25 protein-coding genes are annotated in these 26,817 nt (G+C 63.3%); 16 read left to right on the top strand and 9 right to left on the bottom strand.

Features of this window, described 5'->3' with window-relative positions; all coding sequences use genetic code 11:
- The first annotated feature begins 7 nt into the window (after positions 1 to 7).
- The 4 genes from P3C39_RS03865 to P3C39_RS03880 all read left to right on the top strand — a co-directional run bounded on the left by P3C39_RS03865 (position 8) and on the right by P3C39_RS03880 (position 5,191).
- Positions 8 to 2,170 carry an amylo-alpha-1,6-glucosidase gene (locus tag P3C39_RS03865; RefSeq protein ID WP_027160673.1) on the top strand — a complete coding sequence of 721 codons (2,163 nt, stop codon included), beginning with the start codon at positions 8 to 10 and terminating at the stop codon, positions 2,168 to 2,170.
- A 142-nt stretch (positions 2,171 to 2,312) separates the two neighbouring features.
- Entirely contained in the window at positions 2,313 to 4,094 is a 1,782-nt protein-coding gene (locus P3C39_RS03870) for a trehalose-6-phosphate synthase (protein WP_275952705.1), read from the top strand.
- A 53-nt stretch (positions 4,095 to 4,147) separates the two neighbouring features.
- Positions 4,148 to 4,873 (top strand): trehalose-phosphatase, encoded by a 726-nt coding sequence (otsB, locus tag P3C39_RS03875; RefSeq protein WP_032898633.1) that lies wholly within the window; start codon positions 4,148 to 4,150, stop codon positions 4,871 to 4,873.
- A 60-nt stretch (positions 4,874 to 4,933) separates the two neighbouring features.
- Positions 4,934 to 5,191 (top strand): hypothetical protein, encoded by a 258-nt coding sequence (locus P3C39_RS03880; RefSeq protein WP_063168507.1) that lies wholly within the window; start codon positions 4,934 to 4,936, stop codon positions 5,189 to 5,191.
- 29 nt (positions 5,192 to 5,220) lie between these two features.
- Here the strand turns inward: P3C39_RS03880 and P3C39_RS03885 are convergent, their stop codons facing one another.
- Both P3C39_RS03885 and P3C39_RS03890 read right to left on the bottom strand, forming a co-directional pair.
- Positions 5,221 to 5,943 (bottom strand): SDR family oxidoreductase, encoded by a 723-nt coding sequence (locus P3C39_RS03885; protein ID WP_275952706.1) that lies wholly within the window; start codon positions 5,941 to 5,943, stop codon positions 5,221 to 5,223.
- Positions 5,943 to 6,785, bottom strand: a complete 843-nt coding sequence (locus P3C39_RS03890; RefSeq protein WP_275952707.1) for an SDR family NAD(P)-dependent oxidoreductase — start codon at positions 6,783 to 6,785, stop codon at positions 5,943 to 5,945. The genes P3C39_RS03885 and P3C39_RS03890 overlap by 1 nt, the downstream gene beginning before the upstream one ends.
- Before the next feature lie 103 nt (positions 6,786 to 6,888).
- Between P3C39_RS03890 and P3C39_RS03895 the strand changes: the two genes are divergently transcribed.
- Positions 6,889 to 7,776, top strand: a complete 888-nt coding sequence (locus P3C39_RS03895) for a helix-turn-helix transcriptional regulator (protein ID WP_275952708.1) — start codon at positions 6,889 to 6,891, stop codon at positions 7,774 to 7,776.
- 200 nt (positions 7,777 to 7,976) lie between these two features.
- Here the strand turns inward: P3C39_RS03895 and P3C39_RS03900 are convergent, their stop codons facing one another.
- The gene (locus P3C39_RS03900; protein ID WP_013530906.1) at positions 7,977 to 8,612 is read right to left on the bottom strand and encodes a TetR family transcriptional regulator C-terminal domain-containing protein; all 636 of its coding nucleotides are present in this window, start codon (positions 8,610 to 8,612) and stop codon (positions 7,977 to 7,979) included.
- Positions 8,613 to 8,838: 226 nt separating this feature from the next.
- Between P3C39_RS03900 and P3C39_RS03905 the strand changes: the two genes are divergently transcribed.
- Positions 8,839 to 10,167 (top strand): aspartate aminotransferase family protein, encoded by a 1,329-nt coding sequence (locus tag P3C39_RS03905; RefSeq protein WP_013530907.1) that lies wholly within the window; start codon positions 8,839 to 8,841, stop codon positions 10,165 to 10,167.
- Between the two features lie 75 nt (positions 10,168 to 10,242).
- Here the strand turns inward: P3C39_RS03905 and P3C39_RS03910 are convergent, their stop codons facing one another.
- The gene (locus tag P3C39_RS03910; protein WP_013530908.1) at positions 10,243 to 10,881 is read right to left on the bottom strand and encodes a TetR/AcrR family transcriptional regulator; all 639 of its coding nucleotides are present in this window, start codon (positions 10,879 to 10,881) and stop codon (positions 10,243 to 10,245) included.
- A 121-nt stretch (positions 10,882 to 11,002) separates the two neighbouring features.
- Here P3C39_RS03910 and P3C39_RS03915 point away from each other — a divergent pair, with 121 nt between their 5' ends.
- The 3 genes from P3C39_RS03915 to P3C39_RS03925 all read left to right on the top strand — a co-directional run bounded on the left by P3C39_RS03915 (position 11,003) and on the right by P3C39_RS03925 (position 14,147).
- Positions 11,003 to 12,253, top strand: a complete 1,251-nt coding sequence (locus P3C39_RS03915; RefSeq protein WP_064993848.1) for a Zn-dependent hydrolase — start codon at positions 11,003 to 11,005, stop codon at positions 12,251 to 12,253.
- Positions 12,254 to 12,316: 63 nt separating this feature from the next.
- Complete coding sequence (gene hydA / locus P3C39_RS03920; protein WP_063172510.1) at positions 12,317 to 13,768, top strand: dihydropyrimidinase; 1,452 nt, start codon at positions 12,317 to 12,319, stop codon at positions 13,766 to 13,768.
- 43 nt (positions 13,769 to 13,811) lie between these two features.
- Positions 13,812 to 14,147, top strand: coding sequence for a hypothetical protein (locus P3C39_RS03925; RefSeq protein WP_275952709.1), 336 nt, complete (start codon positions 13,812 to 13,814; stop codon positions 14,145 to 14,147).
- A 62-nt stretch (positions 14,148 to 14,209) separates the two neighbouring features.
- On the opposite strand, the gene P3C39_RS03930 is transcribed toward P3C39_RS03925, so the two are convergent.
- Positions 14,210 to 14,620, bottom strand: coding sequence for a cupin domain-containing protein (locus P3C39_RS03930; RefSeq protein ID WP_013530912.1), 411 nt, complete (start codon positions 14,618 to 14,620; stop codon positions 14,210 to 14,212).
- 142 nt (positions 14,621 to 14,762) lie between these two features.
- Between P3C39_RS03930 and P3C39_RS03935 the strand changes: the two genes are divergently transcribed.
- From P3C39_RS03935 to P3C39_RS03950, 4 genes are all read left to right on the top strand, one after another.
- Positions 14,763 to 15,554: an ABC transporter ATP-binding protein gene (locus P3C39_RS03935; protein WP_013530913.1), complete on the top strand. Its 792-nt coding sequence runs from the start codon at positions 14,763 to 14,765 to the stop codon at positions 15,552 to 15,554.
- Positions 15,555 to 15,968: 414 nt separating this feature from the next.
- A complete protein-coding gene (locus tag P3C39_RS03940; protein ID WP_275952710.1) occupies positions 15,969 to 16,847 on the top strand; it encodes an ABC transporter permease in 879 nt (292 codons plus the stop codon).
- Positions 16,844 to 17,998 carry an ABC transporter permease gene (locus tag P3C39_RS03945; protein WP_224675566.1) on the top strand — a complete coding sequence of 385 codons (1,155 nt, stop codon included), beginning with the start codon at positions 16,844 to 16,846 and terminating at the stop codon, positions 17,996 to 17,998. The genes P3C39_RS03940 and P3C39_RS03945 overlap by 4 nt, the downstream gene beginning before the upstream one ends.
- A 40-nt stretch (positions 17,999 to 18,038) precedes the next feature.
- Positions 18,039 to 19,010, top strand: coding sequence for an ABC transporter substrate-binding protein (locus tag P3C39_RS03950; RefSeq protein WP_013530916.1), 972 nt, complete (start codon positions 18,039 to 18,041; stop codon positions 19,008 to 19,010).
- Between the two features lie 50 nt (positions 19,011 to 19,060).
- On the opposite strand, the gene P3C39_RS03955 is transcribed toward P3C39_RS03950, so the two are convergent.
- Positions 19,061 to 19,519 carry an Lrp/AsnC family transcriptional regulator gene (locus tag P3C39_RS03955; RefSeq protein WP_027034983.1) on the bottom strand — a complete coding sequence of 153 codons (459 nt, stop codon included), beginning with the start codon at positions 19,517 to 19,519 and terminating at the stop codon, positions 19,061 to 19,063.
- 125 nt (positions 19,520 to 19,644) lie between these two features.
- On the opposite strand from P3C39_RS03955, the gene P3C39_RS03960 reads away from it, so the two are divergent.
- Positions 19,645 to 20,928, top strand: a complete 1,284-nt coding sequence (locus P3C39_RS03960; RefSeq protein ID WP_275952711.1) for a cystathionine gamma-synthase family protein — start codon at positions 19,645 to 19,647, stop codon at positions 20,926 to 20,928.
- 154 nt (positions 20,929 to 21,082) lie between these two features.
- A complete protein-coding gene (locus P3C39_RS03965) occupies positions 21,083 to 21,523 on the top strand; it encodes a CHRD domain-containing protein (RefSeq protein WP_013530918.1) in 441 nt (146 codons plus the stop codon).
- Positions 21,524 to 21,734: 211 nt separating this feature from the next.
- Here P3C39_RS03965 and P3C39_RS03970 read toward each other — a convergent pair whose 3' ends face one another.
- The 3 genes from P3C39_RS03970 to P3C39_RS03980 form a co-directional block, all read right to left on the bottom strand.
- Complete coding sequence (locus P3C39_RS03970; protein WP_275952712.1) at positions 21,735 to 23,384, bottom strand: thiamine pyrophosphate-binding protein; 1,650 nt, start codon at positions 23,382 to 23,384, stop codon at positions 21,735 to 21,737.
- On the bottom strand, positions 23,381 to 24,556 hold the full coding sequence (locus P3C39_RS03975; RefSeq protein ID WP_013530920.1) for a CaiB/BaiF CoA-transferase family protein: 1,176 nt from the start codon (positions 24,554 to 24,556) through the stop codon (positions 23,381 to 23,383). Before P3C39_RS03975 ends, P3C39_RS03970 begins: the two co-directional genes overlap by 4 nt.
- A 99-nt stretch (positions 24,557 to 24,655) precedes the next feature.
- Positions 24,656 to 25,588, bottom strand: coding sequence for an alpha/beta hydrolase (locus P3C39_RS03980; RefSeq protein WP_013530921.1), 933 nt, complete (start codon positions 25,586 to 25,588; stop codon positions 24,656 to 24,658).
- A 183-nt stretch (positions 25,589 to 25,771) separates the two neighbouring features.
- Between P3C39_RS03980 and P3C39_RS03985 the strand changes: the two genes are divergently transcribed.
- On the top strand, positions 25,772 to 26,779 hold the full coding sequence (locus P3C39_RS03985) for a ribonuclease (RefSeq protein WP_275952713.1): 1,008 nt from the start codon (positions 25,772 to 25,774) through the stop codon (positions 26,777 to 26,779).
- The last annotated feature ends 38 nt before the right edge of the window (positions 26,780 to 26,817 follow it).

Raw genomic sequence — 26,817 nt, forward strand, 5'->3', positions numbered from 1 at the left:
TTGACGAATGGCCCAACTCGATGAGCGCCAGCTCGATCCTGCGGTTGCGCTTGCATCGCTCGACGCCACCGCCCCTCGCGAGCCGCATCGGTTGTTTGCGCTCAAGCAGGGCGATTGCTTCGCCGTTGCCGACGCCTATGGCGACATACGTGGCGCCGGCGACGGTTTCTTTCGCGACGACACGCGGGTTCTTTCCGAGTTCCGGCTGACCGTCGGCGGCAGGCAGACATCTCTGCTCGGCGCCTCGCTCAGCCAGGACAATGTGCTGTTCACCACCAATTTGACCAATCTGCCGATACAGAGCGCCGGTGGACGCGACATCCCGCAGGGAGCCATTCACATCGAACGCGTCAGACTGCTTTGGCAGGACAGGCTGTTTGAACGCATCACCCTTTCCAATTACAGCCGGGAACACTCGACGATCAGCGTTTCCCTGCACTATTCCGCCGATTTCCGCGACATGTTCGAAGTGCGTGGCTCGACACGGCCGAAGCGCGGGCTGGCCCATGCCGCCGAAACAAACGCGACGTCGGTCCTGCTGCGCTATGATGGGCTCGATGGCCTGGCCCGCCTCTCGGCGATATCGTTCTCGCAGGCGCCGGACCAACTGAGTGCCAACCGTGCCGATTTCCTGATCGCCGTGACCAAGCGCAGCAGGAAGGTGCTTTATGTCGAGGTCGGTCCCGAGGTGGCCGACAAGCCCGACCGCGACCGGTTCCGCGCCGCTGCCGCCCGCGCCCGTTTTGGCATGCGGGCCAAACGTCGCCATGGCGCGACGGTGCGCAGCTCGGGCCGTGTCTTCAACGACTGGGTCGAGCGCGCTCGCGCCGATGTCGCGTTGCTGACCACCGAGCTGGCGACCGGCCCCTATCCCTATGCCGGCATCCCCTGGTTCTCGACGGCGTTCGGCCGCGATGGCGTCATTTCGGCGCTGCAGATGCTGTGGCTCAATCCGGGCCTGGCGCGGGGCGTGTTGGCCTTTCTGGCCCAGCATCAGGCGACCGAGACATCGCCGTTCAGCGATTCGCAGCCGGGCAAGATCATGCACGAGACCCGCAAGGGCGAAATGGTGGCGCTGCGGGAGCTTCCCTTTGGCCGCTACTACGGTGGCGTCGATACGACACCGCTCTACATCTACCTTGCCTGTGCCTACGCCGATCGTACCGGCGACATGGCGTTCATCGACGGCCTGTGGCCGTCGCTGTGCGCCGCGGCCGAATGGACGGAGGAGGCGGGCCGGGAGACCGGATTCGTGACTTACCAGCGAGCGGCCGAGTCCGGCCTCGCCAACCAGGGATGGAAGGACAGTTTCGATTCGGTCTTCCATGCCGATGGCCGCATTCCCAAGGGCCCGATCGCCCTTGTCGAAGTGCAGGGCTACGTCTTTGCCGCCTTCCGGGGGCTGGCGGCACTTGCCCGTCGCCGGGGCGAGAACGACAGGGCCGACCACTGGGATGATCGCGCCGAAGCGATGCGGGTTGCCGTGGAACGGGATTTCTGGCTTGACGATCTCGGCTTCTATGCGCTGGCAATCGACGGTGCCGGCGAGCCCTGCAAGGTGCGGACCTCGAATGCGGGGCATCTGCTCTTTGTCGGATTGCCTGAGCCTGCGCGGGCCCAGATGGTGGCTGACCAGCTGCTTTCCGCCTCCTTCCATTCGGGCTGGGGACTGCGGACGCTCGCCGACGATGCCGTGTTCTTCAATCCGATGTCGTACCACAATGGCTCGATCTGGCCGCACGATACCGCCCTTTGCGGTGCCGGGCTGGCGCGCTATGGCGAGCGCGAAAGCGTGGTTCGCCTGATGAGCGGCACGTTCGAATCCGCGGTCCATTTCAACATGCGGCTGCCCGAACTGTTCTGCGGTTTTACACGTGCGCCGGGCGAAGCACCCATCGCCTATCCCGTCGCCTGCCTGCCGCAAGCGTGGTCGGCGGGCTCCGCTTTCATGTTGATGCAGGCCTGTCTTGGCCTGGAGATCGACGGCTGGGAGGGTGAGATTCGCGTTGGCCGCCCCAGGCTGCCGATCGGCATCGACACGCTGACACTGCGGCACCTGGGCGTCGGCGACCGGGTCGTCGATCTCACCTTCCAGCGCGTCGGCGACCGGGTCGTCGCTTTCCTGGCCGACCGCCATGAAGGGCTGGTGCCGCTCATAGTAAGAACATGATCCGAACAAAATTGGCGGAACCGATCCAGGCCTTGTGCGTTGCAAAAACACTGGTCCGAACGCCGACCACGTGGCCGGCGGACCGTTTCAAACGGGAAACACGAACAAACGGTCGCCGACGGCCGGGGTGAGTTGACGTTCAATGACAAACTACGGTGCGGACCTGCTCTGGGTTCTGATTTTCGCGAGCCTCGGTTTTTCCGCTCTTGCCGTATTCCTCTCCATATCGCGGCACCGTCGCCGTCATCCTCCTGCCGTCCCACATACGGCAGGCGAAGATGTGGCGGCGGAGGCCGCGCGCAAGGTGATACGGGAGTTCGAAAAGAACGGCCAATCGGCCGATGCCGCGCTGGTGACCTGGTCGCCAGAAACATTGCGCAAGATCCTGGCCGACGATCTGCCCGATGCGCAGGTTATCGTGGTGTCCAATCGCGAGCCGTACATCCACAATGTGAAGGACGACGGCGTCGAGTTGCTCGTCCCGGCCAGCGGGCTGGTGTCGGCGCTCGAGCCCATTACCCGCGCCTGTGCGGGCACCTGGATCGCCTATGGCGGCGGAACGGCGGACCGCCTTACCGTCGACGACCACGATCGCGTGCAGGTGCCGCCTGGCAACCCGTCCTACACGCTGCGCCGGGTCTGGCTGACGGAGGAAGAGCATCAGGGCTATTATCTCGGTTTCGCCAATGAGGGCCTTTGGCCGCTTTGCCATATCGCCTTCACCCGGCCGATTTTTCGCGCCTCCGACTGGGCTGCCTATGAAGCCGTCAACCGGAAGTTTGCAGATACCGTGGTTGCCGAGGCGCGCAACGAGCGGCCGATCGTGCTGGTTCAGGATTACCATTTCGCGCTGCTGCCGCGCATGATCCGCGAGCGCCTGCCGGAGGCGATCGTCATCACTTTCTGGCACATCCCGTGGCCAAATTCGGAAGTGTACAGCATCTGCCCATGGCGTGAACGCATCCTCGAAGGCCTGCTCGGCAGTTCGATCATCGGCTTCCACACTCAGTTCCATGCCAACAATTTCACCGAAAGCGTCGATCGCTTCCTGGAAAGCCGCATCGAGCGGGCCGATGCGGCCATCTCCTACGGCGGACGGACCACATTGGTGCACGCCTATCCCATCTCGATAGAATGGCCGGCGGACCTGCTGGCGAAACTTCCCGCTGTCGACGATTGCCGCGCTCGCATGCGCGAGAGGTTCGGCCTTAAAGCGGATGTGAAGCTGGCCGTCGGGGTCGAGCGCCTCGATTATACCAAGGGCATTCTCGATCGGTTTCACGCTTTGAACGAATTGTTCAAGCGACAGCCTGAGTGGATCGGAAAACTGGTCTTCCTGCAGATCGCGGCGCCCAGCCGCGGCACGCTGCCTGCCTACAAGCTGCTCCATGACGAGTGCCACCGTTATGCCGAAGAGCTCAACCGGCGTTATGGCAGCGAGGGCTACAGGCCGGTGATCATGGTGGCCGAACATCACTCGCAAGAACAGGTCTACGAGATCTATCGGGCCGCCGACATATGCATGGTCACCAGCCTGCATGACGGCATGAACCTCGTCGCAAAGGAATTCGTCGCCGCGCGCGACGACGAGCAGGGCGTTTTGATGCTCAGCACATTCGCCGGCGCCTCGCGTGAATTGCTGGAGGCGCTGATCGTCAACCCTTACGATGCCGCCATGATGAGCGGAGCGCTGTTGCAGGCACTGACCATGTCGCCCGAAGAACAGCGCGAGCGCATGCGCCCCATGCGCGAGACAATCCGCAACAACAATGTCTATCGCTGGGCCGGCAGCATGCTTCTGGATGCGGCGCGTTTGCGCAAGCGCGGGGACCTCGATCGGGTGACCGGTGCCATCAGCGACCCGCCGCCCAGCGTCGACAATGTCGTCTCCATTTTTGAGCGCAGACGGGTGGCGATGTCATGAGCGATGCGCTGCAAAACATTGTTGGCGAGACCCTGCACAAGCCACAGGCCGTCATGGAGAAACCGCACACTGTGCTGACCGGCGAATGGGCGTTGTTCCTCGACATCGACGGCACCCTGCTGGAACATGCCGAACACCCGGACGCCGTCTCGGTCAGCGACGAGCTCCGCTCCTTGCTGCAAGGCCTGGATCGCAAGCTGAACGGGGCATTGGCCTTCATAACAGGCCGTTCCGTCGCGGCTGTCGATCATCTGTTTCAGCCTTTGAAGCTGCGCGCCGCCGGGCTCTATGGCCTGGAACATCGGCTCCTACCGAACGACGACGTCGAAGTCGCGGATGAGCCGGCGGATATTTCTGCGCTTGCCGACGAGATCGAGGCCGAGCTCGGTCGCGGCGCCTATATCGAGCGCAAAGGACGGGTGCTGGCCATCCACACGCGCGCCGCCCCGCATCTGCTTCCGCGCGCGACGCAGCTTGTCGAGCAGGCGCTGGCCACGCTGCCAAAGGGCTACCGGGTGGTTCCCGGCAATGCCGGTGTGGAACTGCTGCCGCTCGAGGCCGCTAAGGGCGCCGCGATCCGGCGTTTCATGGAAATTGCGCCATTCACGGGCCGTCGCCCGGTCTTCCTGGGCGACGACACGTCGGATGAAAACGGTTTTGAGGCCGTCAATGATGCCGGCGGCATATCGATCCGCGTCAAACCACCAGCGCACACCGCAGCGCGGTACGGGCTTGCCGACGTTGTCGAGACGCTGGCCTGGCTGAGAGGTCAACTTTAGATCCAGCCGACGCAACCGCGATCGCGCCTCCTGGAAAGGGCAAGGAAAGGAACGGTTTCGATGGGACGCTTTGCACAATTGGTCCGAGAGATCACCCCGAACTGGCTGCACTCTCGCTCCTCCCGCCATGACATTGCCGACGTTTCACCGTCCGACGCGGATTTCAGCTGGCAAGAGGCGATCGACAACAAGATGTATGGGGCTGATACGCCTGATTATTCCTATGTTCCGGAAAAGACCGCTTCAGATGCGGTGAGACCGGGCGGTGACAGCCCCGGCGAAAAGAGCGTGCGGGGTGATCCAAAGAGAGCCAATTGAGGGTGAAAAGCCTGTCGGCGCCCGGAACGCTACGCCGCAAATCGCAGTCCGCCGTCGCAGGTCAGCACCTGACCGGTCATGAAGCCGTTGGAGACGAGGAAGGCTATTGCCGCGGCGACGTCTTCGGCGCGACCGATGCGGCCGACCGGGGTCCTGCCGGCATAGTCGGCAAACAGCGCCTGCCTCTGCTCCTCGGCCAGAAAGTCCCACCAGGGTGTGTCGATGACGCCTGGCGCCACGACATTGACGCGCAGCGGTTTCAACTCCATCGCCAGGATCGGCACCACGGTCAACAGCATGCCGTTGATGGCGGCGATACCGGCGACGCCGGGCGTTGCGAGCTGCGCCGACACCGCCGAGATGAAGGTGACCGATCCGGCCTTGTTGAGTGTCGGCAAGGCGGCCTGCAGGCAGGACAGCTGCGGGCGGACCTTTTCCTCCACGCCACTGCCGATGTCACTCAGGTCAAGCGCCGGGAACGGGCCGAGGCCCCTGCCGCCGCTGGCCGCCAGCACCAAGTGATCAAAGGGGCCGAGGCGCTCGAAGAATTGACGGACCTCATCCGGCTTCGACGCGTCGAAAGCGGCCTTCTCGGCAGCACCGCCAAGGCTCTTCCAAGCGCTCTTCAGCTTGTCCTCGTTGCGGCCGGTGATGGTTACCTTCATGTCCGGGCCAAGCAGTTTGCGCGCCGTCGCCAGCCCGATGCCGGACGAGCCACCGATGATGACGGTGTGTTGGATTGCCTTGGTCATCAATGCTGTTCCTTCGATGTGGGGGAGGCCGGGCCGATGAAGTCGAGGCTCAAGCTTCTCAGCTGTTGCCTTGCCTTGGCGTCGTAGGCCTGAGCATCGGCGCGGGATTCCCGCAGGCCGTCGAAATAGAGGCCGCTTTTCCCGTTGAGCGTGGGTGAGGTGGCGAGATTGAGGATGGCATCGGCGCCGGTCTCGACCGAGCTCCACGGCGTCACCCCGGCCTGCCGGACCATGGTTGTGTTCATGTAGCTCGCCGGATGCAATGCGTTGACGGTGACGCCGGTGCCTTTCAACTGTTCGGCCAAATCGACGGTGAACAGGATCTGCGCCAGCTTGCTCTGGCAATAAGCGCGCACCCCGTCATAGGAGCGGGTCAGCATGACATCGCTGAAGTCGATCGCCTGCTGCCCCGCAGAGGCGACATTGACGATGCGCGCCGGCGCACTCACCTTCAGCAATGGCAGGAGCTCCGATGTCAGCAGGAAACCGGCGAGATAGTTGACCGCGAAGCGCAGTTCATAGCCGTCGGCACTCACCTGCCTTTTGGCACCTTGGCCCGCTGTGCCGATGCCGGCATTGTTGATGAGGATGTCCAGCCGGTTCGTCCGGGCGCGCACCGCCTCGCCGAGGTGGCGCACCTCGGCCAGCGAAGAGAGGTCGGCGACCAGAAGCTCCGCCTTGCCGCCGGCGGCTTCGATCTCGGTGACAACAGCCTTGCCGCGCATCGCATCGCGGCCGTGCACCAGCACACGGGCGCCCGCGGCGCCGAGCCGTTGTGCGACAACGCGGCCGACGCCGTCTGTCGAGCCGGTGATGAGGATCGTCTTGTCTTTGAGTTCCATGTTCAGAGCCTCCGTTCTGTTGCTCTGAACGGAAGATGGGGCAGTTGGCGCTGGCCAAACAGTTCAAACTTTATCCTGGTATCAATACTGCTATAATACGCGCATGGAGTCCCAACCTCACGCGGCCCCCACACGTTCGGCTGAAGACAGCCGCCGGCGCGAACTCGGCGCCTTCCTGCGCTCGCGCCGCGAAAGGCTGACGCCCTCGGCCGCAGGCATCGCCACCGGTCTCAGGCGACGTACGCCGGGCTTGCGCCGCGAGGAGGTGGCGATGATCGCCGGTGTCGGCACGACCTGGTACACATGGCTGGAGCAGGGGCGGGAGGTCAGGCCCTCGGTCGAGGTGCTGACGGCGCTCGCCGAAGCACTGTGCCTCGACGCCGCCGAAAAACAGCATCTTTTCATCCTCGCCGACCGCCAGCAGCCGGAGCGCCGTGCCGTAGCGCCGGAAAAGGTCGATGGCCCGTTGCTGCACATGCTGCAGAGCCTGGTGCTGCAGCCGGCCTATGTCGTCGGGCGGCGCTGGGACGTGCTGGCCTGGAACCCGGCGGCTGTGGCGGTGTTCGGCGATTATGGTCTGCTGGAGGGTGACGCCCGCAACATCGTCCACATGGTGTTCACGAGCCCGCATCACCGGCACCTGCTGGTCGACTGGGAGCAACTGGCGCGCACCGTGCTGGCCTCGTTCCGGGCCACGAGCGCCCGCTATGTCGGCGATCCGGATTTCGAGCGGCTGATCGAGTTGATGACGCGTTCGAGCCCCGAATTTCGTGCTTGGTGGCCGCAGCGCGACGTCGCGCATCGGTTGTCGGGGGTGAAACATGTCCGGCACCCGAGCGCGGGCGCCATGACCTTCGAGCATATGAGCCTGTCGATCGGCGACGGCTCGGACATGAAGCTGATCGTCTACACGCCGTTAGCCGAGCAGAATTCGATCGCCAAGCTGCAGGCATTGCTGGACGCGCTGCCGGCCGAGCGGCGCAGCGCCTGAGGTTGGCTGGCGTCCCCCTCGGCTTCGTCATCCACGGGCGAAGCGGACGCGGAGACCCGAGGATCCATGCCGGGGCGTTTGCCGAAGAGTACTACTGAGCAGAATTTGGACCTTTGCGGCGCGTTGAAGTCGCGGCATGGATTCTAGGGTCTGCGCCGCGTCGCTTCGCTCCTTGCTTCGCCCTAGAATGACGAAACCATTTAGCCCTTCGGCTTCAACCCATCGAGGAACAACTGCTCGAGAAATCTTGCCGCATCCTCGAAGCGGCCGTCGCCGCCGCGGTTCGGTCCGAGCACGGCGCGGACCTGGACGTCGAAATCGGCATAATGCTGCGTCGTCGCCCAGATCGAGAAGATCAGGTGCCACGGGTCGGTCTTGGCGATCTTGCCGGCGCGCATCCAGCCCTTGATGACGGCGGCCTTCTCGTCGACCAGCGTTTTCAGTTCGCCCGCCAGCAGCGGCATGATGCGCGGCGCGCCTTGCAAGATCTCGTTGGCGAACAGTCGGCTCTCGCGCGGAAAATCGCGCGCCATCTCCAGCTTGCGCCTGATGTAGCTGCGTAGTTCGGTAAGGGGATCGCCAATGTCGTCAAGTTCGCGCAGTGGCGCCAGCCAGGTGTCGAGCAGGCGCTGCATCAGCGTTTCGTGGATGTCTTCCTTGCGCCGGAAATAATAGAGCAGGTTCGGCTTCGACATGCCGGCAGCTTCGGCGATCTGGTCGATGGTCGAGCCGCGAAAGCCGTTGGTGGAGAAGACCTCAAGCGCCGCCTCCAGGATGAGTTCGCGCTTTTCCTGCTGGATGCGGGTGCGGCGAGGGGCATCCGTGCCGATGGTCACCGTTGCAAGCCCTCGTGTTGAGGCTCATCTGGACCAATTCTCTGGACCAGTTTTTCCCCAGCCTGTGGAACGCACTTCAGGTGCCGCATTTCCGCTAGTAATCCTTGACCGCCTAAAGGGCGGTGCTAACGTTTGTCCAATCGGTCAAAAATTTGCGTAGCATGAAAACGCGGCAAAGACCAAGCGTTGGGCGCAGCGAAACAGTTTACAAGGGGAAGTCCTGGTCATGTCCAACCGGCTGAAAGTCACGCCGAACGATCTCAGTGCATTCTGGATGCCGTTCACGGCAAACCGGCAGTTCAAGCAGGCGCCGCGCATGATGGTGTCCGCCAAGGACATGCATTACACAACCAGCGACGGCCGCAAGGTGCTCGACGGCACCGCCGGCCTGTGGTGCGTCAATGCCGGCCACTGCCGTCCGAAGATCACCGAGGCGATCCAGCACCAGGCTGCCGAACTCGATTATGCGCCGGCCTTCCAGATGGGCCATCCGATCGTGTTCGAACTGGCCAACCGCCTGGTCGACCTGGCGCCCAAGGGCATGGACCATGTCTTCTTCACCAATTCCGGCTCGGAATCGGTCGAGACCGCGCTCAAAATGGCGATCGCCTATCACCGTGTGAAGGGCGAGGGCTCGCGCACCCGGTTGATCGGCCGCGAGCGCGGCTATCACGGCGTCAATTTCGGCGGCATTTCGGTCGGCGGCATCGTCACCAACCGCAAGATGTTCGGCACGCTGCTCGGCGGCGTCGACCATATGCCGCACACGCATCTGCCGGAAAAGAACGCCTTCACCAAGGGTGTGCCGGAGTATGGCGCGGAACTCGCCAACGAGCTGGAGCGTATCGTCGCCCTGCACGACGCTTCGACCATCGCCGCCGTCATCGTCGAGCCGGTCGCCGGCTCCACCGGCGTCATCCTGCCGCCGAAGGGTTATCTGGAGAAGCTGCGCGAGATCTGCACCAAGCACGGCATCCTGTTGATCTTCGATGAGGTCATCACCGGTTTCGGCCGTCTCGGCACACCGTTCGCCGCCGACTATTTCGGTGTCACGCCCGACATCATGACCACCGCCAAGGGCGTCTCCAACGGCGTCATCCCGATGGGCGCGGTGTTTGTGAAGAAGGAGATCCACGACGCCTTCATGACCGGCCCCGAGCACATGATCGAGTTCTTCCACGGCTACACCTATTCGGGCAACCCGATCGCCTGCGCGGCCGCACTCGGCACGCTTGACACCTACAAGGAAGAGGGCTTGCTGACCCGTGGCGAGGAGCTGGCGCCGTACTGGGAAGACGCGCTGCATTCGCTGAAGGGCGAGCCGAACGTCATCGATATCAGGAACATCGGCCTGATCGGTGCGATCGAGTTGGCGCCGATCGCCGGCCAGCCGACCAAGCGGGCCTTCTCGGCCTTCGTCAAGGCGTTCGAGCGCGGCGCGCTGATCCGCACCACCGGCGACATCATCGCGCTCTCGCCGCCGCTGATCATCACCAAGGGCCAGATCAACGAATTGATCGACCATGTTCGCGATGTGCTGAGGTCAATCGATTGACGGACTGACGCGGTCGGTTGAGGTCGGCGCGGCAGCGCGCCGACCTGACCTTTTGCTTGCAACGAACCATTACAGTCAGGCGGGCAACGCACCGATCCCGGTCAGGATCACCCGCTTGATATTTTCCTTGGCTTCCCGCCATTGCCGGTCGGACAGAGGTTTTCCGCCATTGAGTGTCTCGATCTGATGGCCGAAATCGGCGTAGTGCTGGGTCGTAGCCCAAAGCATATAGAGCAGATGGCGCGGATCCACCGGGTCCATCTTGGCTTCCTCGATCCAGCGCCTGATGATCTCGACGCGGCCGTCGGTCCATTCGCGCAGCGTCGATTCCATATAGTCCTGAAGCACCGGCGCCCCGTGCATCACTTCGGAGGCCCAGACCTTCGAGCCGTCCGGATGGCGGCGTGATATTTCCATCTTGGCGTCGATATAGGCACTGATGCCGTCTATGGGCCCGCGCGCCGCGTCGAAGCAATTGGCCGCCTGTAGCCAGATTTCAAAGATGTTTTGAACGACCGACCGGTAAAGCTCTTCCTTGGTGGCGAAATAGTAGTGGAGATTTGCCTTCGGCAATCCCGCCAGATCCGCAATCAACTGCATCGTGGCGCCGCCAAACCCTGCCTCCGCAAACACCTTCTCTGCAGCGACGAGAATGGTTTTTTCATTCTCTCGGCGGATCTCCTGTCGCCGCATGGGGCGGGTGGGTTCTGCCATGTCTACCCCAAGATTCTAGTTGACCGCTTGGTCAGGTTGTGTAGTTTAAAAGCTGACCATACGGTCAAGCTGTAAATCACTCAAGGGGCGACAAGACCCCTGGTGTAGATGGGAACTCGAGATGGCCGCACCCGGCGAGAATCTGCGAATCAATTCAGACCGTTTGTGGGATTCCATCATGGAGATGGCGAAGATTGGCCCCGGCATTGCCGGCGGCAACAATCGCCAGACCGTGACCGACGAAGACGGCGAAGGACGGCATCTGTTCAAGCGCTGGTGCGATGCGGCCGGGCTCGAAATGGGCGTCGATGAAATGGGCACGATGTTTGCCCGCCGCGAAGGCACCGATCCCAGCCTGCCGCCGGTCTATGTCGGCAGCCATCTCGATACGCAGCCGACCGGCGGCAAGTATGACGGCGTGCTCGGTGTACTGGGCGGGCTTGAAGTGGTGCGCTCGCTCAACGATCTCGGCATCAAGACCAAACATCCGATCGTCGTCACCAACTGGACGAACGAGGAGGGCTCGCGCTTCGCGCCGGCTATGATGGCGTCCGGCGTGTTCGCCGGCGTGCTCGACCAGGCCGATGTGTACGGGCATGTCGACAAGCAGGGCAAGAAATTCGGCGAGGAACTGGAGCGCATCGGCTGGAAAGGCACCGAGAAGGTCGGCGACCGCAAGATCCATGCCTTCTTCGAACTGCATATCGAACAGGGTCCGATCCTCGAGGACGAAGATATCGACATCGGGGTCGTCACCCATGGCCAGGGCCTGAAATGGCTGCAGGTGACGCTGACCGGCAAGGAAGCCCATACCGGCTCGACGCCGATGCCCAAGCGCCGCAATGCCGGGCTCGGCATGGCGCGGGTGATCGAACTGGTGCACGAGATCGCCATGGACTACCAGCCCGATGCCGTCGGCGCGGTCGGCCACATGGAGGTCTATCCCAATTCGCGCAACATCATCGCCGGGCGCACCGTCTTCACCGTCGATATCCGCTCGCCGGAAAAGGAAGTGCTGGACGCGATGGATGGCCGCATCCGCGAAGGCATCGACACGATCTGCGATGCACTCGACATCCGCTACGAGATCGAACAGGTCGGCGCTTTCGATCCGGTGACTTTCGATGCCGGCTGCGTCAAGGCGATCCGCGATGCCGCCGACCGCCTTGGCTATTCCCATCGCAACATCGTTTCCGGTGCCGGCCACGACGCCTGCTGGATCAACCGCGTCGCGCCCACCGCCATGGTGATGTGCCCTTGCGTCGATGGCCTCAGCCACAACGAGGCCGAAGAGATCACCAAGGAATGGGCTTCGGCGGGTGCCGATGTCTTGTTCCACGCGGTGGTGGAGACGGCTGTCATCGTGGAGTGAGCTTAGAATCCACCTTCCAAACGACGCTCGTAAAGAAGCGCGAAGAGAACAAGGGAACAGTCAATGACCAAAGTCATCCGAAACGGCACCATCGTCACCGCCGACCGCACCTGGAAGGCCGATGTGCTGATGCAGCACGGCAAGATCGTCGCCATCGGTTCGGGCCTGCATGGCGACCATGAGTTCGACGCCACCGGCTGCTACGTCATGCCGGGCGGCATCGACCCGCACACCCATCTCGAAATGCCGTTCATGGGCACCTATTCGGCCGATGACTTCGAGTCCGGCACGCGCGCGGCGCTCTCCGGCGGCACGACCATGGTGGTCGATTTCTGCCTGCCGGCGCCACAGCAGTCGCTGCTCGAAGCCTTGCAGATGTGGGACAACAAGACCTCGAAGGCGTCGTGCGACTACTCCTTCCACATGGCGATCACCTGGTGGGGCAAGCAGGTGTTCGATGAGATGGCCACGGTCGTCGACAAGGGCATCACCTCGTTCAAGCATTTCATGGCCTACAAGGGCGCGCTGATGGTCGACGACGACGAGATGTATGCGTCGTTCCAGCGCTGCGCCGATCTCGGCGCGCTGCCGCTCGTTCATGCCGAGAATGGCGACGTGGTGGCGGCACTGTCGCAGAAGCTGCTGGCTGCCGGCAACAACGGCCCCGAGGGCCACGCCTATTCGCGGCCGCCCGAAGTGGAAGGCGAGGCGACCAACCGCGCCATCATGATCGCCGACATGGCCGGCGTGCCGCTCTATGTCGTGCATGTCTCCTGCGAGCAGAGCCATGAAGCGATCCGCCGGGCGCGCCAGAAGGGCATGCGGGTGTTCGGCGAGCCGCTGATCCAGCACCTGACGCTGGACGAGAGCGAGTATTTCGACAAGGACTGGGACCATGCGGCCCGCCGCGTGATGAGCCCGCCCTTCCGCAACAAATCGCACCAGGACTCGCTGTGGGCCGGCCTGCAGGCGGGTTCGCTGCAGGTGGTGGCGACCGATCATTGCGCTTTCACCACCAAACAGAAGCGCAACGGCGTCGGCGATTTCACCAAGATCCCGAACGGCACCGGCGGGCTTGAAGACCGCATGCCGGTGCTGTGGACCACAGGCGTCAACACCGGCCGGCTGACGATGAACGAGTTCGTCGCGGTGACCTCGACCAACATCGCCAAGATCCTCAACATGTATCCGAAGAAGGGCGCCATCGTAGAGGGCGCCGACGCCGACATCGTCGTCTGGGATCCCAAGCGCAAGAAGACAATTTCGTCCAAGAAGCAGCAATCGGTGATCGACTACAATGTCTTCGAGGGTTTCGAGGTGACCGGCCTGCCGCGGTTCGTGTTCTCGCGGGGCGAACTGTCGATCCAGGAGGCCGAGGTCAAGGCCAAGCCCGGCCATGGTGAATTCGTCGGCCGCGAGCCGAATGCGGCCGTCAACCGGGCGCTGTCGACGTGGAAGGAAATCTCCGCGCCGCGCAAGGTGGAACGCACCGGCATCCCGGCGACCGGGGTTTGAGGTGCGGCGCGGGGGACTTCTTTTCGCGGCAGTTTTGGTTCTGGTGGCCAGCCAAGTGTCGGCGGCCGGCATCGACCTAGCCAAACCTTATGGCAACAAGTCCGGCTGCATCAACAAGAACGGCCAGGAAGTCTACGCCGAGGACATGCTGCTTCTAACCAACACCGACTTCATCACGGCGACGAGCGCTTGCACCTTCACCGGCAAGAGGGTCCAGGCCGACGGCTCGCTTGTGGTGAAGGCGGAGTGCGAGGCCGAAGGCGAAGAGGGCAAGTCGCCCGCCACCTTCATCATCAAGCACAGCACCAAGAACGCCAAGAAACTGGTGATCGCGGATACGGACGGCACCGTCTATGGGGAAGTGTCTCGGTGCCGATGATTGCCGAAGCTGGCGGGCGCAAACCTCTAGCAATTGGCCGACGGGCGCCTAGCCCGGCGAAGTCAGCTTCCGGCGACCAGCGCATCCAGTTCCGGCAGCAGGACGACGCTCTCCTGTTCGTTGGGATCGGTGCGCGCAATGACGGCAGAGGACGGGGCGCCGCTCAGGTTGGCCGGCAGATGCGGCACGCCGGCGGGGATGTAGAAGAGATCACCGGCCTTGACAACGATATGATGCTCGAGCCGGTCGCCATACCAGGTGTGAACTTCGCCGGAGAGCACATAGATCGCCGTCTCGTGGCTCTCGTGCATATGCGCCTTGGCGCGGGCGCCGGGCGGCATGGTGAGCATGTGCATGCAGATGCCGGAGGCACCGACGGTCTCGGCGGCAATGCCGGCGAAATAGGTCAGCCCCTGCTTGCCTTCATAAGTGCTTTCAGGGCGGATAAGATGACAAGTGGGTTTGGGCGACATCGGGGAAACTCCGGGCGTCGGTCGCGTGGGACAAGGTCAGAGGGACAGGGCCAAATGGGACAGGGTAAGTGGAAAACAACATCGCGATAAAAGCAATCGGATTCCAGCCGCCGCGGGAACGGAAACAGGCAGGCGGCAACCGATGACGGGGAATTCGCCAGCCGTCGTCGCGGCAAGCAAACTCGGGCTGACCTTCCAGACCAATGACGGGCCGGTGCAGGCGCTGTCCAATGTCGATCTGACCATCGGCAAGGGCGAGTTCGTCTCCTTCATCGGGCCTTCGGGCTGCGGCAAGACCACGCTGCTGCGCGTCATCGCCGATCTGGAGAAGCCGACCTCGGGGGCGATTTCCGTCAATGGCATGACAGCAGAGCAGGCGCGTGAGAAACGCGCCTATGGCTATGTCTTCCAGGCGGCGGCGCTGTTTCCGTGGCGGACCATCGAGCGCAATGTGGGGCTGCCGCTGGAGATCATGGGCCTGTCCAGGGCGGAGCAAGGCGAGCGGATCAAGCGCACGCTCGGCCTCGTCAACCTCTCTGGATTCGAGAAGAAATATCCCTGGCAGCTCTCGGGCGGCATGCAGCAGCGCGCCTCGATTGCCCGTGCGCTGGCCTTCGACGCCGACCTGCTGCTGATGGACGAGCCGTTCGGCGCGCTGGACGAGATCGTGCGCGACCATCTCAACGAGCAGCTGCTGGAATTGTGGGGACGCACCAACAAGACCATCTGCTTCGTCACCCACTCCATTCCGGAGGCCGTCTATCTGTCGACGCGCATCGTCGTCATGTCGCCGCGCCCCGGCCGCGTCAGCGACATCATCGAATCGACGCTGCCGAGAGAGCGGCCGCTCGACATCCGCGAGACGCCGGAGTTTCTGGCGATCGCAGCGCGGGTGCGGGACGGGCTGCGGGCGGGGCACAGCTATGATGATTGAGGGAGCAAACGACGGGCTCCCTCCTCTCCCCAACGGGGAGAGGGTGGCCGGAGCGAAGCGGAGGTCGGGTGAGGGGGCGGCCAACCGCGCCATCCTAGGGCGCCGCGAAGCGGCGCGCGTAAAGGGAGCGGCCAACCACGCTTTCGTCATCCTAGGGCGGAGCAGGCGCGAAGCGGCCTGCGCAGACCCTAGGATCCATGCCGCGACGTCCGCCGAAGGGCGCAAGCGGCTGAGAATACCCGCCAAGCAGGGCGAGGCACAGGGAGCCATGTTCAGCACCGTTGCGGAGCATAGAGGTAACGGCATGGATCCTAGGGTCTGCGCCGCGTCGCTTCGCTCCTTGCTTCGCCCCAGGATGACGAAGACCTGGGATTGCCGCCCTCTCCTGTTGGCGAGAGGAGGGGAGCGACCCTGATGGACACCTTCCGCGATAAGCTCGTTCCCGTCACCTCCATCCTCGTTGGCGTGGTCGCGCTCTGGTATGTCTTCGCCGTCATCCTCAACACGCCGTTCCAGCGCGATCTCGATCGTCGCGCCGGTGAAACATCCACGTTCAGCCAACTCATCGGCAAGACGCTGTCGCAGCCGAAGCCGACATTGCCGGCGCCGCACCAGGTGGCGGTGAATTTCTTCGAGAACACCTTCCTGCGGCCCATCACCTCCAACCGCAGCCTGGTCTACAATGCCTGGGTGACGCTTTCGTCGACGCTGCTCGGCTTCGCTTTCGGCACGGCGCTCGGCATCATCATCGCCGTCGGCATTGTCCATGTGGCGACGCTCGACCGCAGCCTGATGCCGTGGATCATCGCCTCGCAGACCATTCCCATCCTGGCTGTGGCGCCGATGATCATCGTCGTGCTGGGGGCGATCGGCATCAGCGGGCTCGTCCCGAAGGCGATGATTTCGACCTATCTGTCGTTCTTCCCGGTGACTGTCGGCATGGTGAAGGGGCTGCGCTCGCCCGAGATCATGCATCTCGACCTGATGCACACCTACAATGCCAGTCGCGCGCAGACCTTCTGGATGTTGCGCGTGCCTGCTTCGGTGCCGTTCCTGTTCACCTCGATGAAGGTGGCGGTGGCGGCAAGCCTGGTCGGCGCCATCGTCGGCGAACTGCCGACAGGCGCTGTCGCCGGCATCGGCGCCAAGCTGCTCGCCGGCGCCTATTATAGCCAGTCCATCGACATCTGGTCGGCGCTGGTTGCTGGCTCAGTGGTGGCAGCCCTTCTGGTCATGGTGGTCGGCATTGCCGGGCGCCTCGTCGACCGCGCTATGGGCGGGAGGCCGGCATGAACTGGCTGAAACCCTCCTGGCAGGCAGTGCTGGCGATCGTGCTGTGCCTGATCGCAGTGGCGCTCGGCCCGATCGCCGCGCCGAAAGTCGATGCACTGGCGCAGCCTGCAGGGACGTTGATATACCCCTATGTGGCGACGACCTGGCTGATTTTCGGCGTGCTGCTTGTCGCCGCTTTGATCTCGGTGACCAGAATACCGTCCATCGTCGAAGCCGTTGTGCTTTTCATCGGCGCGCATCTGGCCGCCTGGCTGCTGATTGGCGGCATCACCGGTTTCGAAGGCCTGGCGCGGACGCCGTACTTCCTGCTTCTCACCGCCGCATGGCTGCTTGGCTGGCGCTGCGTGGCGGTGCTGTCATCATTGCGTCCGTTCGCCAAATGGGCTCGCACCGCGCTGCGCCTGATCATCCCAGCCATCTTCGGCGCCTGGATCCTGATCATCTGGGAAGCGGTGACGCGTGGGGCCGGCATACCCTTCATCCTGCTGCCGCCGCCAAGTGCCATCGGCGCGCGCATCGCCGGTTCGCTGCCGGTGCTCGGCGCCGATGTCCGCCAGACCATCTTCAAGGCGGTCATCTTCGGCTATGTCGTGGGCAGCGGCGCCGGCTTCATCACCGCGGTGCTCGCAGACCGTGTGCCGTTCCTGCGACGCGGCCTGTTGCCGATCGGCAACATGGTCTCGGCGCTGCCGATCATCGGCGTCGCGCCGATCATGGTGATGTGGTTCGGCTTCGACTGGCAGTCCAAGGCGGCGGTGGTCATCATCATGACCTTCTTCCCGATGCTGGTGAACACGGTCGCCGGTCTGGCCGCCTCCGGCCATATGGAGCGCGACCTGATGCGCACCTACGCGTCGGGCTACTGGCCGACGCTCTTGAAGCTTCGGCTGCCGGCAGCAGCTCCCTTCATCTTCAACGCGCTGAAGATCAACTCGACGCTGGCGCTGATCGGCGCCATCGTTGCCGAGTTCTTCGGCACGCCTGTCGTCGGCATGGGCTTCCGCATCTCGACCGAGGTCGGGCGGATGAACATCGACATGGTCTGGGCCGAAATCGCAGTTGCAGCACTTGCGGGTTCGGTCTTTTATGGCGTGGTCGCTCTTGTCGAAAGAGCCGTCACGTTTTGGCATCCCTCTGTCCGTGGTGGATAGGGGCGGTGGGTTTAGGGCACTAACTTCAGAGGGTAACAAAATGAAAAGACTGATTATTCCCGTTCTGGCTGGCGCGATGTCGCTTGCCGCTTTCCAGGCAATGGCCGCCGACAAGGTGACGTTGCAGCTGAAATGGGTCACGCAGGCCCAGTTTGCCGGCTACTATGTCGCCAAGGCCAAGGGTTTCTATGAGGCCGAGGGTCTCGACGTCGACATCAAGCCGGGCGGTCCCGATATCGCGCCCGAGCAGGTGATCGCCGGCGGTGGTGCCGACGTTATCGTCGACTGGATGGGCGGTGCGCTGGCTGCCCGCGAAAAGGGCGTGCCGCTGGTCAACATCGCCCAGCCGTTCAAGAAGGCCGGCATGGAACTGGTCTGCCCGAAGGACGGCCCGATCAAGACCGAAGCCGACTTCAAAGGTCACACGCTCGGCGTCTGGTTCTTCGGCAACGAGTATCCGTTCTACGCCTGGATGAACAAGCTCGGCCTGAAGACCGAGGGCGGCCCGGACGGCGTCACGGTGCTCAAGCAGAGTTTTGACGTGCAGCCGCTGATCCAGAAGCAGGCGGACTGCATCTCGGTCATGACCTACAACGAGTACTGGCAACTGATCGACGCCGGCTACAAGCCGGAACAGCTGACCGTGTTCAACTACTCGGCCATGGGCAACGACCTGCTCGAGGACGGGCTCTATGCGTCCGAAGACAAGCTCAAGGATCCGGCCTTCGAAGACAAGATGGTGCGTTTCGTGCGCGCCTCGATGAAGGGCTGGAAATACGCCATCGACAACAATGACGAAGCCGCAGGCATCGTCATGGACGGCGGCGGCCAGGACGAAAACCACCAGAAGCGCATGATGAGCGAAGTCGCCAAGCTGATCGACAATGCCGACGGCAAGCTTGACCCGGCGACCTACGAGCGCACCGCCAAGGCGCTGCTCGACCAGAAGATCATCACCAAGGAGCCGACCGGCGCCTACACCACCGCCATCACCGACAAAGCGGTCAAGTAAGCCTAGCCGGCAACACATCTATCCAGAAAGCGGCGCCTCCGGCAGAAATGTCAGAGGCGCCGTTCCTTTATGGTGTTCATGACGAAGCTGGTCTCGATCGAGGCGACGCATTTCAGCCGCGCGATCTTTTCCTTGATGAAGCGCTCGTATTGTTCGAGGCTTCCCGTCACCACTTTCAGCACATAGTCGCGCGAACCGGTGACGAGGTGGCATTCCAGCACCTCTTCCCAGCCGCGGATCGCGTCCTCGAACATCACGATCTCGTCTTCGTTCTGGCGGCTGAGCCGGATGGTGGCGATGGCGACCATGCTCCAGCCGAAGGCTGAGGGATCGACCAGCGTGGTGTAGCCTCTGATGACCCCGGTCTCCTCCAGCCGCCGCACCCGCCTCAGGCAGGGCGACGGCGACAGGCCGATGCGCTCGGCAAGCTCGTTGTTGGTGATGCGGGCGTCGGCCTGCAGCTCACGCAGGATTTTCAGGTCGAAATCGTCGGCTATCTTCTGCTGCACTTTTGGTCTCTCCAGGCAATTTGTTGCGGGAATGCAGCCATGTGAGCCCAAAAATAGCAAGGACTGGTGGAACGAGATCGCATAAATTGCCGTTCACTATTTCACTCGAACAGGCAGGAAAAGCCATGACCGCGCCACGCCCGTCGAAAACCCATATCGGCAACCACAAGCTCCATCCGGAGACGCTGATGCTGAGCTATGGCTTCGATCCGCAGCTGTCGGAGGGCGCCGTCAAGCCGCCGGTGTTCCTGACCTCGACCTTCGTGTTCAAGTCGGCGGAGGAGGGACGCGACTTCTTCGACTACACATCCGGCAGGAAGGAGCCGCCGAGCGGCACCGCCTCCGGCCTGGTCTATTCGCGCTTCAATCATCCCAACAGCGAGATCGTCGAGGACCGGCTGGCGATCTATGAGGGGACGGATGCCTGTATCCTGTTTTCATCGGGCATGTCGGCGATCGCCACGACACTGCTCGCCTATGCCCGTCCGGGCGACGTCATCCTGCATTCGCAGCCACTCTACGGCGGCACGGAGACGCTTTTGACGCGCACGCTCTCCGGTTTCGGCATCGGTGCTGTCGGTTTCGCGGATGGCGTGGACGAGCCGGCGGTGCGCACGGCCGCCGACGCGGCCGTCGCGAAAGGCCGCGTGTCGGTCATCCTGATCGAGACGCCGTCAAACCCGACCAACAGCCTGGTCGACCTCGCGCTGATGCGCAAGATCGCCGACGAGATCGGCGCGAGCCAAGGGTCAACGCCGATCATCGTGTGCGACAACACATTGCTGGGTCCGGTGTTCCAGCGGCCGATCGAACATGGTGCCGACGTGTCGATTTATTCGCTGACCAAATATGTCGGCGGCCATTCCGACCTGATCGCGGGTGCCGCCATGGGCAGCAAGGCTATCACCAAGCCGATCAAGGCGCTGCGCGGCGCGATCGGCACGCAGCTCGACCCGCATTCCTGCTGGATGCTCGGCCGCTCGCTGGAGACGCTGTCGATCCGCATGGAGCGGGCCAACGACAATGCTCGCCTGATCGCCGAATTCCTGCGCGACCACGCCAAGGTCGACAAGGTGCACTACCTGCCGTTTCTGGGCGAGAATACGCCGGCCGGCCGCGCCTACAGGGCGCAATGCAGCGGCGCCGGATCAACCTTCTCCTTCGACATCAAGGGCGGGGAGAAGGCGGCTTTCGCCTTCCTCAACGGATTGCAGATCTTCAAGCTGGCGGTGAGCCTCGGCGGAACGGAATCGCTGGCCAGTCACCCCGCGGCCATGACCCATTCGGGCATTCCCTTCGAGGTGCGCCAGCGCATCGGCGTGCTGGAGACCACGGTCAGGCTGTCGATCGGCGTCGAGCATCCGGACGATCTGATCGCCGACCTGACGCAGGCGCTGGCGGCGGTCTGACCGCTATCGCTGAAGCCGGACAGGACGGCCCCTAGGATCTCTATACGTCATCACAAAAACGTGTGGTTGGATACATTGTGCCGCCAGGCCGTTCCGTTGGCGCATGCGCGCGCCGGGGAGCCGCGACGCGTGCACAGTCAATCGGAGGTTCTTCATGCGCACCCAATCCTTCTTACCGGCGCTGTCGGCGCTGGCCATTTCGACCGCTTTCCTGTTCGCATCGCCGGCCCTGGCAGCCATGGAAAAGTTCAAGGCGACACTAGACGGCAGCCAGCAGAGCCCGCCCGTCACCACGAAGGGTAAGGGCACGGCCACTTTCACCTTCGACACGACCAAGAAGAAGCTCAACTGGAACGTCAAATATTCCGGCCTCAGCGGACCGGCGACGGCCGCGCATATCCATGGCCCTGCGGCGATGGGTGAAAACGCCGACCCTGTCATCCCGTTCAAAAAACTCAAGAGCCCGATCAAAGGGTCGGAGACGCTCACTGATGCCCAGGCGGCTGACCTTGAGGCCGGCAAGTATTACGTCAACGTCCACACCAAAGCGAACCCGAATGGGGAGGTCCGCGGCCAGATCGAGAAGGCGAAGTAGCTGACCGTTGAAGGTTGGCGGGACAGCGCCCCCCTCTGTCCTGCCGGACATCTCCCCCTCAAGGGGGAGATCGAATGTACTTCGGGTTTCGCCAATCGCCAGTGTTGGAAGAAGGGCGAGACGACGAAACTGCCAATCTCCCCCCCTTGAGGGGGAGATGCCCGGCAGGGCAGAGGGGGCGTGAAGGAACTCGACTTGCCCCGGTCGGCTCTCAAACCTTGTCGCGGATCTGGGTCATCGTCCGGGTCGGGGTGATCGCTTCGGGGTCGAGCCTGATCTCGACGATCGCCGGCTTGCCGCTGGCGCGGGCGCGTTCGAAGGCCGGGGCGAAGTCCGCCGTCTTCTCAACCGTTTCGCCATGGCCGCCATAGGCGCGGGCGAGAGCCGCGAAATCGGGGTTCTTGAGGTCGGTGGCCACCACGCGGCCGGGATATTCGCGCTCCTGATGCATGCGGATGGTGCCGTAGATACCGTTGTTGACGACGACGACGACGATCGGCAGGTCGTATTGCACGGCAGTGGCGAATTCCTGCCCGTTCATCAGGAAGCAGCCGTCGCCGGCGAAAGCGACCACGGTGCGCTCTGGAAACAGCTCTTTGGCGGCGACTGCCGCAGGCGTGCCATAGCCCATCGAGCCTGACGTCGGCGCACCTTGAGTGGCGAAGCGGCGGAAGCGATGGAAGCGATGCACCCAGGTGGCGTAATTGCCTGCGCCGTTGGTGAGAATGGCGTCGTCGGGCAGCATCTTTTCGAGATAGTTCATGATCGGGCCCATCTGGACCGGGCCGGGGCCGCTTTCGGGTGGTGTCGACCAGTCGAGATAGGTGGCATGCAGCTTTGGCGTCTCGGCTGCCCAGACGGGTGCGGAGGCCGGCTTGCGTTTGGCGAAAGCGTCGACGAAGGCGGACGGCGAGGCGTTGATCGCCAATGCCGGCCTGTAAACGCGGCCGAGCTCGCCGGAATCGGCATGGACATGGACCAGTGTCTGGGCCGGGTAGGGGCTTTTCAGCAGCGTGTAGTCCGAGGAGGGCATTTCGCCCATGCGGCCGCCGATCAGCAGCACGAGGTCGGCCTGCTTGATCGCTGTGGCCAGCTTCGGGTTGATGCCTATGCCGACATCGCCGGCATAGTTCGGATGCAGATGATCGAACAGCATCTGGCGGCGGAAGGAACAGCCGACCGGCAGCGACCAGGCCTCGGCGATCGTGCGCATTTGTGCAACCGCCTCGGCGTCCCAGCGCGTGCCGCCAAGGATGACGAAAGGCCGCTTGGACTTGGCCAGCAATTTCTCAAGCGCATCGAGTTCGGCTTCCCCGGGCCGCGTTTCGACCGGTGTGTGCGGCAAGGCGACGGGCGCCTCGACTACACTGGTCAGCATGTCTTCGGGCAGCGAGATCACCACTGGGCCGGGACGGCCCGATGTCGCCACGGCGAAGGCGCGGGTGACGAATTCTGGGATGCGCGAGGCGTCGTCGATCTCGACTACCCATTTGGCGATGTCGCCGAAGAACCTCTTGTAATCCACCTCCTGGAAAGCCTCGCGCTCTTTGGCGTGGCCGGCGACCTGGCCGATGAACAGGATGACGGGTATCGAATCCTGCATGGCGATGTGGATGCCGGCCGAGGCATTGGTGGCGCCGGGGCCGCGGGTGACGAAGCAGATGCCGGGCTTGCCGGTCAGGCGGCCGTGGCAATCGGCCATCATGGCGGCACCGCCTTCCTGGCGGCAGACGATGGTGCGGATCGCTGAATCGTGCAGCGCGTCGAGCACCGCCAGATAGGATTCACCGGGCACGCAGTAGATGCGGTCGGTGCCGTTGGCTTCGAGCGCGTCGACGATGAGTTGTCCGCCGGTCTTCATTGTCCAGACTTCTCCAGTTCGGCAAGGATTTCTTGCGTGTGCTCGCCCAGGCGCGGCGAGGGGCGCTCATAGACCAGCGGCGTGCCCGACATCACCATCGGCGCGCGCACCGAAGGCAGAAGATTGCCATGGCCGTCGTCCAGGTCGAGCCGCATGCCGCGCGCGATCGTCTGCGGGTCGGCGAACATCTGGCCGATCGTGTTGATCGGGCTCGCCGGCACGCCGGCCGCTTCGAGCTTTGCCAGCAGCGGATCGCGGTCGAAGATCTTCAGCGCTTCGATCACATGCTCGCGCAGCTTGACCCGGTTGGCGACCCGGGCGGGGTTGGTGGCGAAGTCGGGATTGGCCGGCAGATCGTCCAGCCCGACGGCAGCGCAGAATTTGGCGAACTGGCCGTCATTGCCCACCGCAAGGATGATGTGCCCATCCCGGACCGGCACCACCTCGTAGGGGGCGATGTTCATATGCGCATTGCCCATCTGCACCGGCGATTTGCCGGAGACGAGATAGTTCAAATTCTGGTTGCCGAGCGCCGAGATCTGGGTGTCGAAAAGCGCCATGTCGACATGCTGACCTTCGCCGGTCTGCTCGGCATGGCGCAGTGCTGCCTGGATGGCGATGACCGAATAAAGGCCGGTGAAGATGTCGGAGATGGCGACGCCGGCTTTTTGCGGCTCGCGGCCGACCTCGCCGGTGATCGACATCATGCCGGCCATGGCCTGGATGATAAAGTCGTAGCCGGCGCGCGGTGCGTACGGACCGTCCTGGCCGAAGCCGGTGATCGAGCAGTAGACGAGGCGCGGGTTGATCTTGCGCAGGCTGTCATAGTCGAGGCCGTATTTCTTCAGGCCGCCGAGCTTGAAGTTCTCGATCAGCACGTCCGAAGTGGCGACCAGGCGGCGCACCGTCTCGGCGCCTTCCGGGGTCGAGAAATCGATGGCGATGGAGCGCTTGCCGCGGTTGCAGGAATGGTAATAGGCGGCCGACAGGTTCTCGCCGTCCTTGCCCATGACGAAGGGCGGGCCCCATTTGCGGGTGTCGTCGCCGCCATCGGGGCTCTCGACCTTGATGACATCGGCGCCGAGATCGGCAAGCAACTGCCCGGCCCATGGCCCGGCAAGGATGCGGGCGAGTTCGACGACGCGGACGCCTTTCAGCGGGGGCTCAGCCATGGATCACCGTGGTTGCCGCAATCACTGCGATTGCTGCTAAAGCAGAGCCTCTATCAAGCCCTGCAACGGCTGTCACGGCTCTTGCAATGGGCCAATCCGTCACGCTTTGAGGACTTCGTCGGCCCAGGCGGCGAAATCATCCATGATAATGTCGCGATTCACCTCGTTCAGGCTTTCGTGGCGGGTGTCGGCATAAACCTTTGAAACCAGATTCGAAAAGCCCATCTTGCGCATGCGATTGGCAAGATGGGTGATCCCTTTGCCATAGTCGGAAGCCGGATCCTTCTCGCCTCCGACGATGCTGACGGGCAGGTCGCGCCGTATACCGGCAAAGCCGGCATCCTTGCCGCCGTTCAGCGCCATACCGACGACGTCGCGCCACATCGACACCGAAGCGTCCCAGCCGCACAAGGGATCGGCAATGTATTTCGCCACTTCCGCTTCGTCGCGCGACAGCCAGTCGAACACTGTGCGGTGATTGGGCACCGCCTTGCCCCAGGCCTGGAAGGTGAGTTTCGGCAGCAGGCGCGATGGCACGTCGGAGCCGAGCCGCATCCGTTCCCAGGCAAGGATGCCGAGCGCAAGCTGCCCAAGCGGGCCTTGGGAGAAATTGCCGTTCCAGATTGCTGCCGCGTGAACGCGTGGCGAGTGGCGCAACAGGTAGTTCAGCGCCACCGACGCACCCATCGAATGGCCAAACAGGATGACCGGTCTGTTTGGCCGTTCGCGGGCGATGAGATCATGGATGACGTCGACGTCGGCGATCACCTTGGCGGCACCGTCCCTGTCGGCGAACCTGCCGAGCGGAGCGTCGGACGCCTTGGTCGCGCCGTGGCCGCGATGATCGTGGACATAGACGTCGAAACCGCGCGAGCCAAGAAAATCGGCAAAGCGGGCATAGCGCGCTGCGTGCTCGGCTAGCCCGTGATTGATCTGGACGACGGCGCGTGCCCGGCCATCGGCCTGCCTGACGAAAAGATTGAGCTCGGCACCGGTCGGCGAGGCAACCACGCGCTGCTGGCTGAATGACATGCCGCCTGATCCCGCCCCTGCTTTTGTCGTCGTTGGCTTTGTTTGCGCCGGCCCACATTATGCGTCAATCCGGCAAACCCGCTTTTCGCGACGATGTTTCTTGCGTTCGGTCAGCAAAATATCGCAATTCTGACATGGAGACAGCTTCAGTCTGTCGCCCACTTCTTCAGCCGGGGATTCTCCATGCGCATCGGTGTCGTTTTCGGATTGGCCATGTTGGCGGCGTCGCTGGCCGGGGCCGCGCATGCCGACGTGAAGATGAGCGGCAGCTTCGTCGCCGACGCCGCCTGTCCGGCGACGCAAGCGATCAAGAACGGCAAGAACCCCGGCAATGTCTCGACCGATGCCGGGCAGAGCTATCAGTTGCTTGCCGGCAACAAGGATACGCCGACGCATTATCTCATCCTGGTGCCGGGCGCCGATCCGGAGCGCCGCTGGGTGAAGGTCAGCTGCGGCCATGTTTCCGGCAGCAGCGCGGCGACCGTGCCGGCCGCGCCTGACGGGCAAGGCAAGCCGGCGGCATCGGGGAAGCCCGAATACGTCTTCGCGCTGAGCTGGCAGCCGGCGTTTTGCGAGACAAAGTCGAACAAGACCGAATGCAGGGCACAAAGTGCCGGCGATTTCGACGCCACGCATTTCACCTTGCACGGCCTGTGGCCGCAGCCGAATGGCAATTTCTATTGCCAGGCGACGGCGAGCGACAAGGCCAACGACAATCCGGCCCACTGGAAAGACCTGCCGCCGGTCAATCTTGACGCCAATACCCGCACGGAACTCGATCAGGTGATGCCTGGAACGGCCTCCCATCTCGAACGGCATGAATGGATCAAGCACGGCACCTGCTACGGCAAGAGCCAGCAGGACTATTTCTCCGACGCGCTGAATTTGATGCGCGCGGTGAACAGTTCGCCGGTGCGCGATCTCTTTGCCAAGAACATCGGCGGCAAGCTGACGGCCGACCAGATCCGCGGCGCTTTCGACACTGCCTTCGAGGCGGGAGCAGGGGACCGCGTGCGCGTTTCCTGCGTCATCGATCCGTCGAGCGGCAGGCGGCTGATCGGCGAACTGACCCTCGGCCTCGCCGGCCCGATCGGCCCGAACAGCGCGCTCAAGGACCTGCTGCTGGCTTCGGTGCCGACCAACAAGGCAGGCTGCCCGACCGGCACCGTCGACGCTATCGGGTTCCAGTAAGGGCGGTTGAACGGCCCCCAGACTGCACGAGCAGCGGT

It is taken from the genome of Mesorhizobium sp. XAP4, assembly GCF_029269325.1.
GTDB lineage: Bacteria > Pseudomonadota > Alphaproteobacteria > Rhizobiales > Rhizobiaceae > Mesorhizobium > Mesorhizobium ciceri.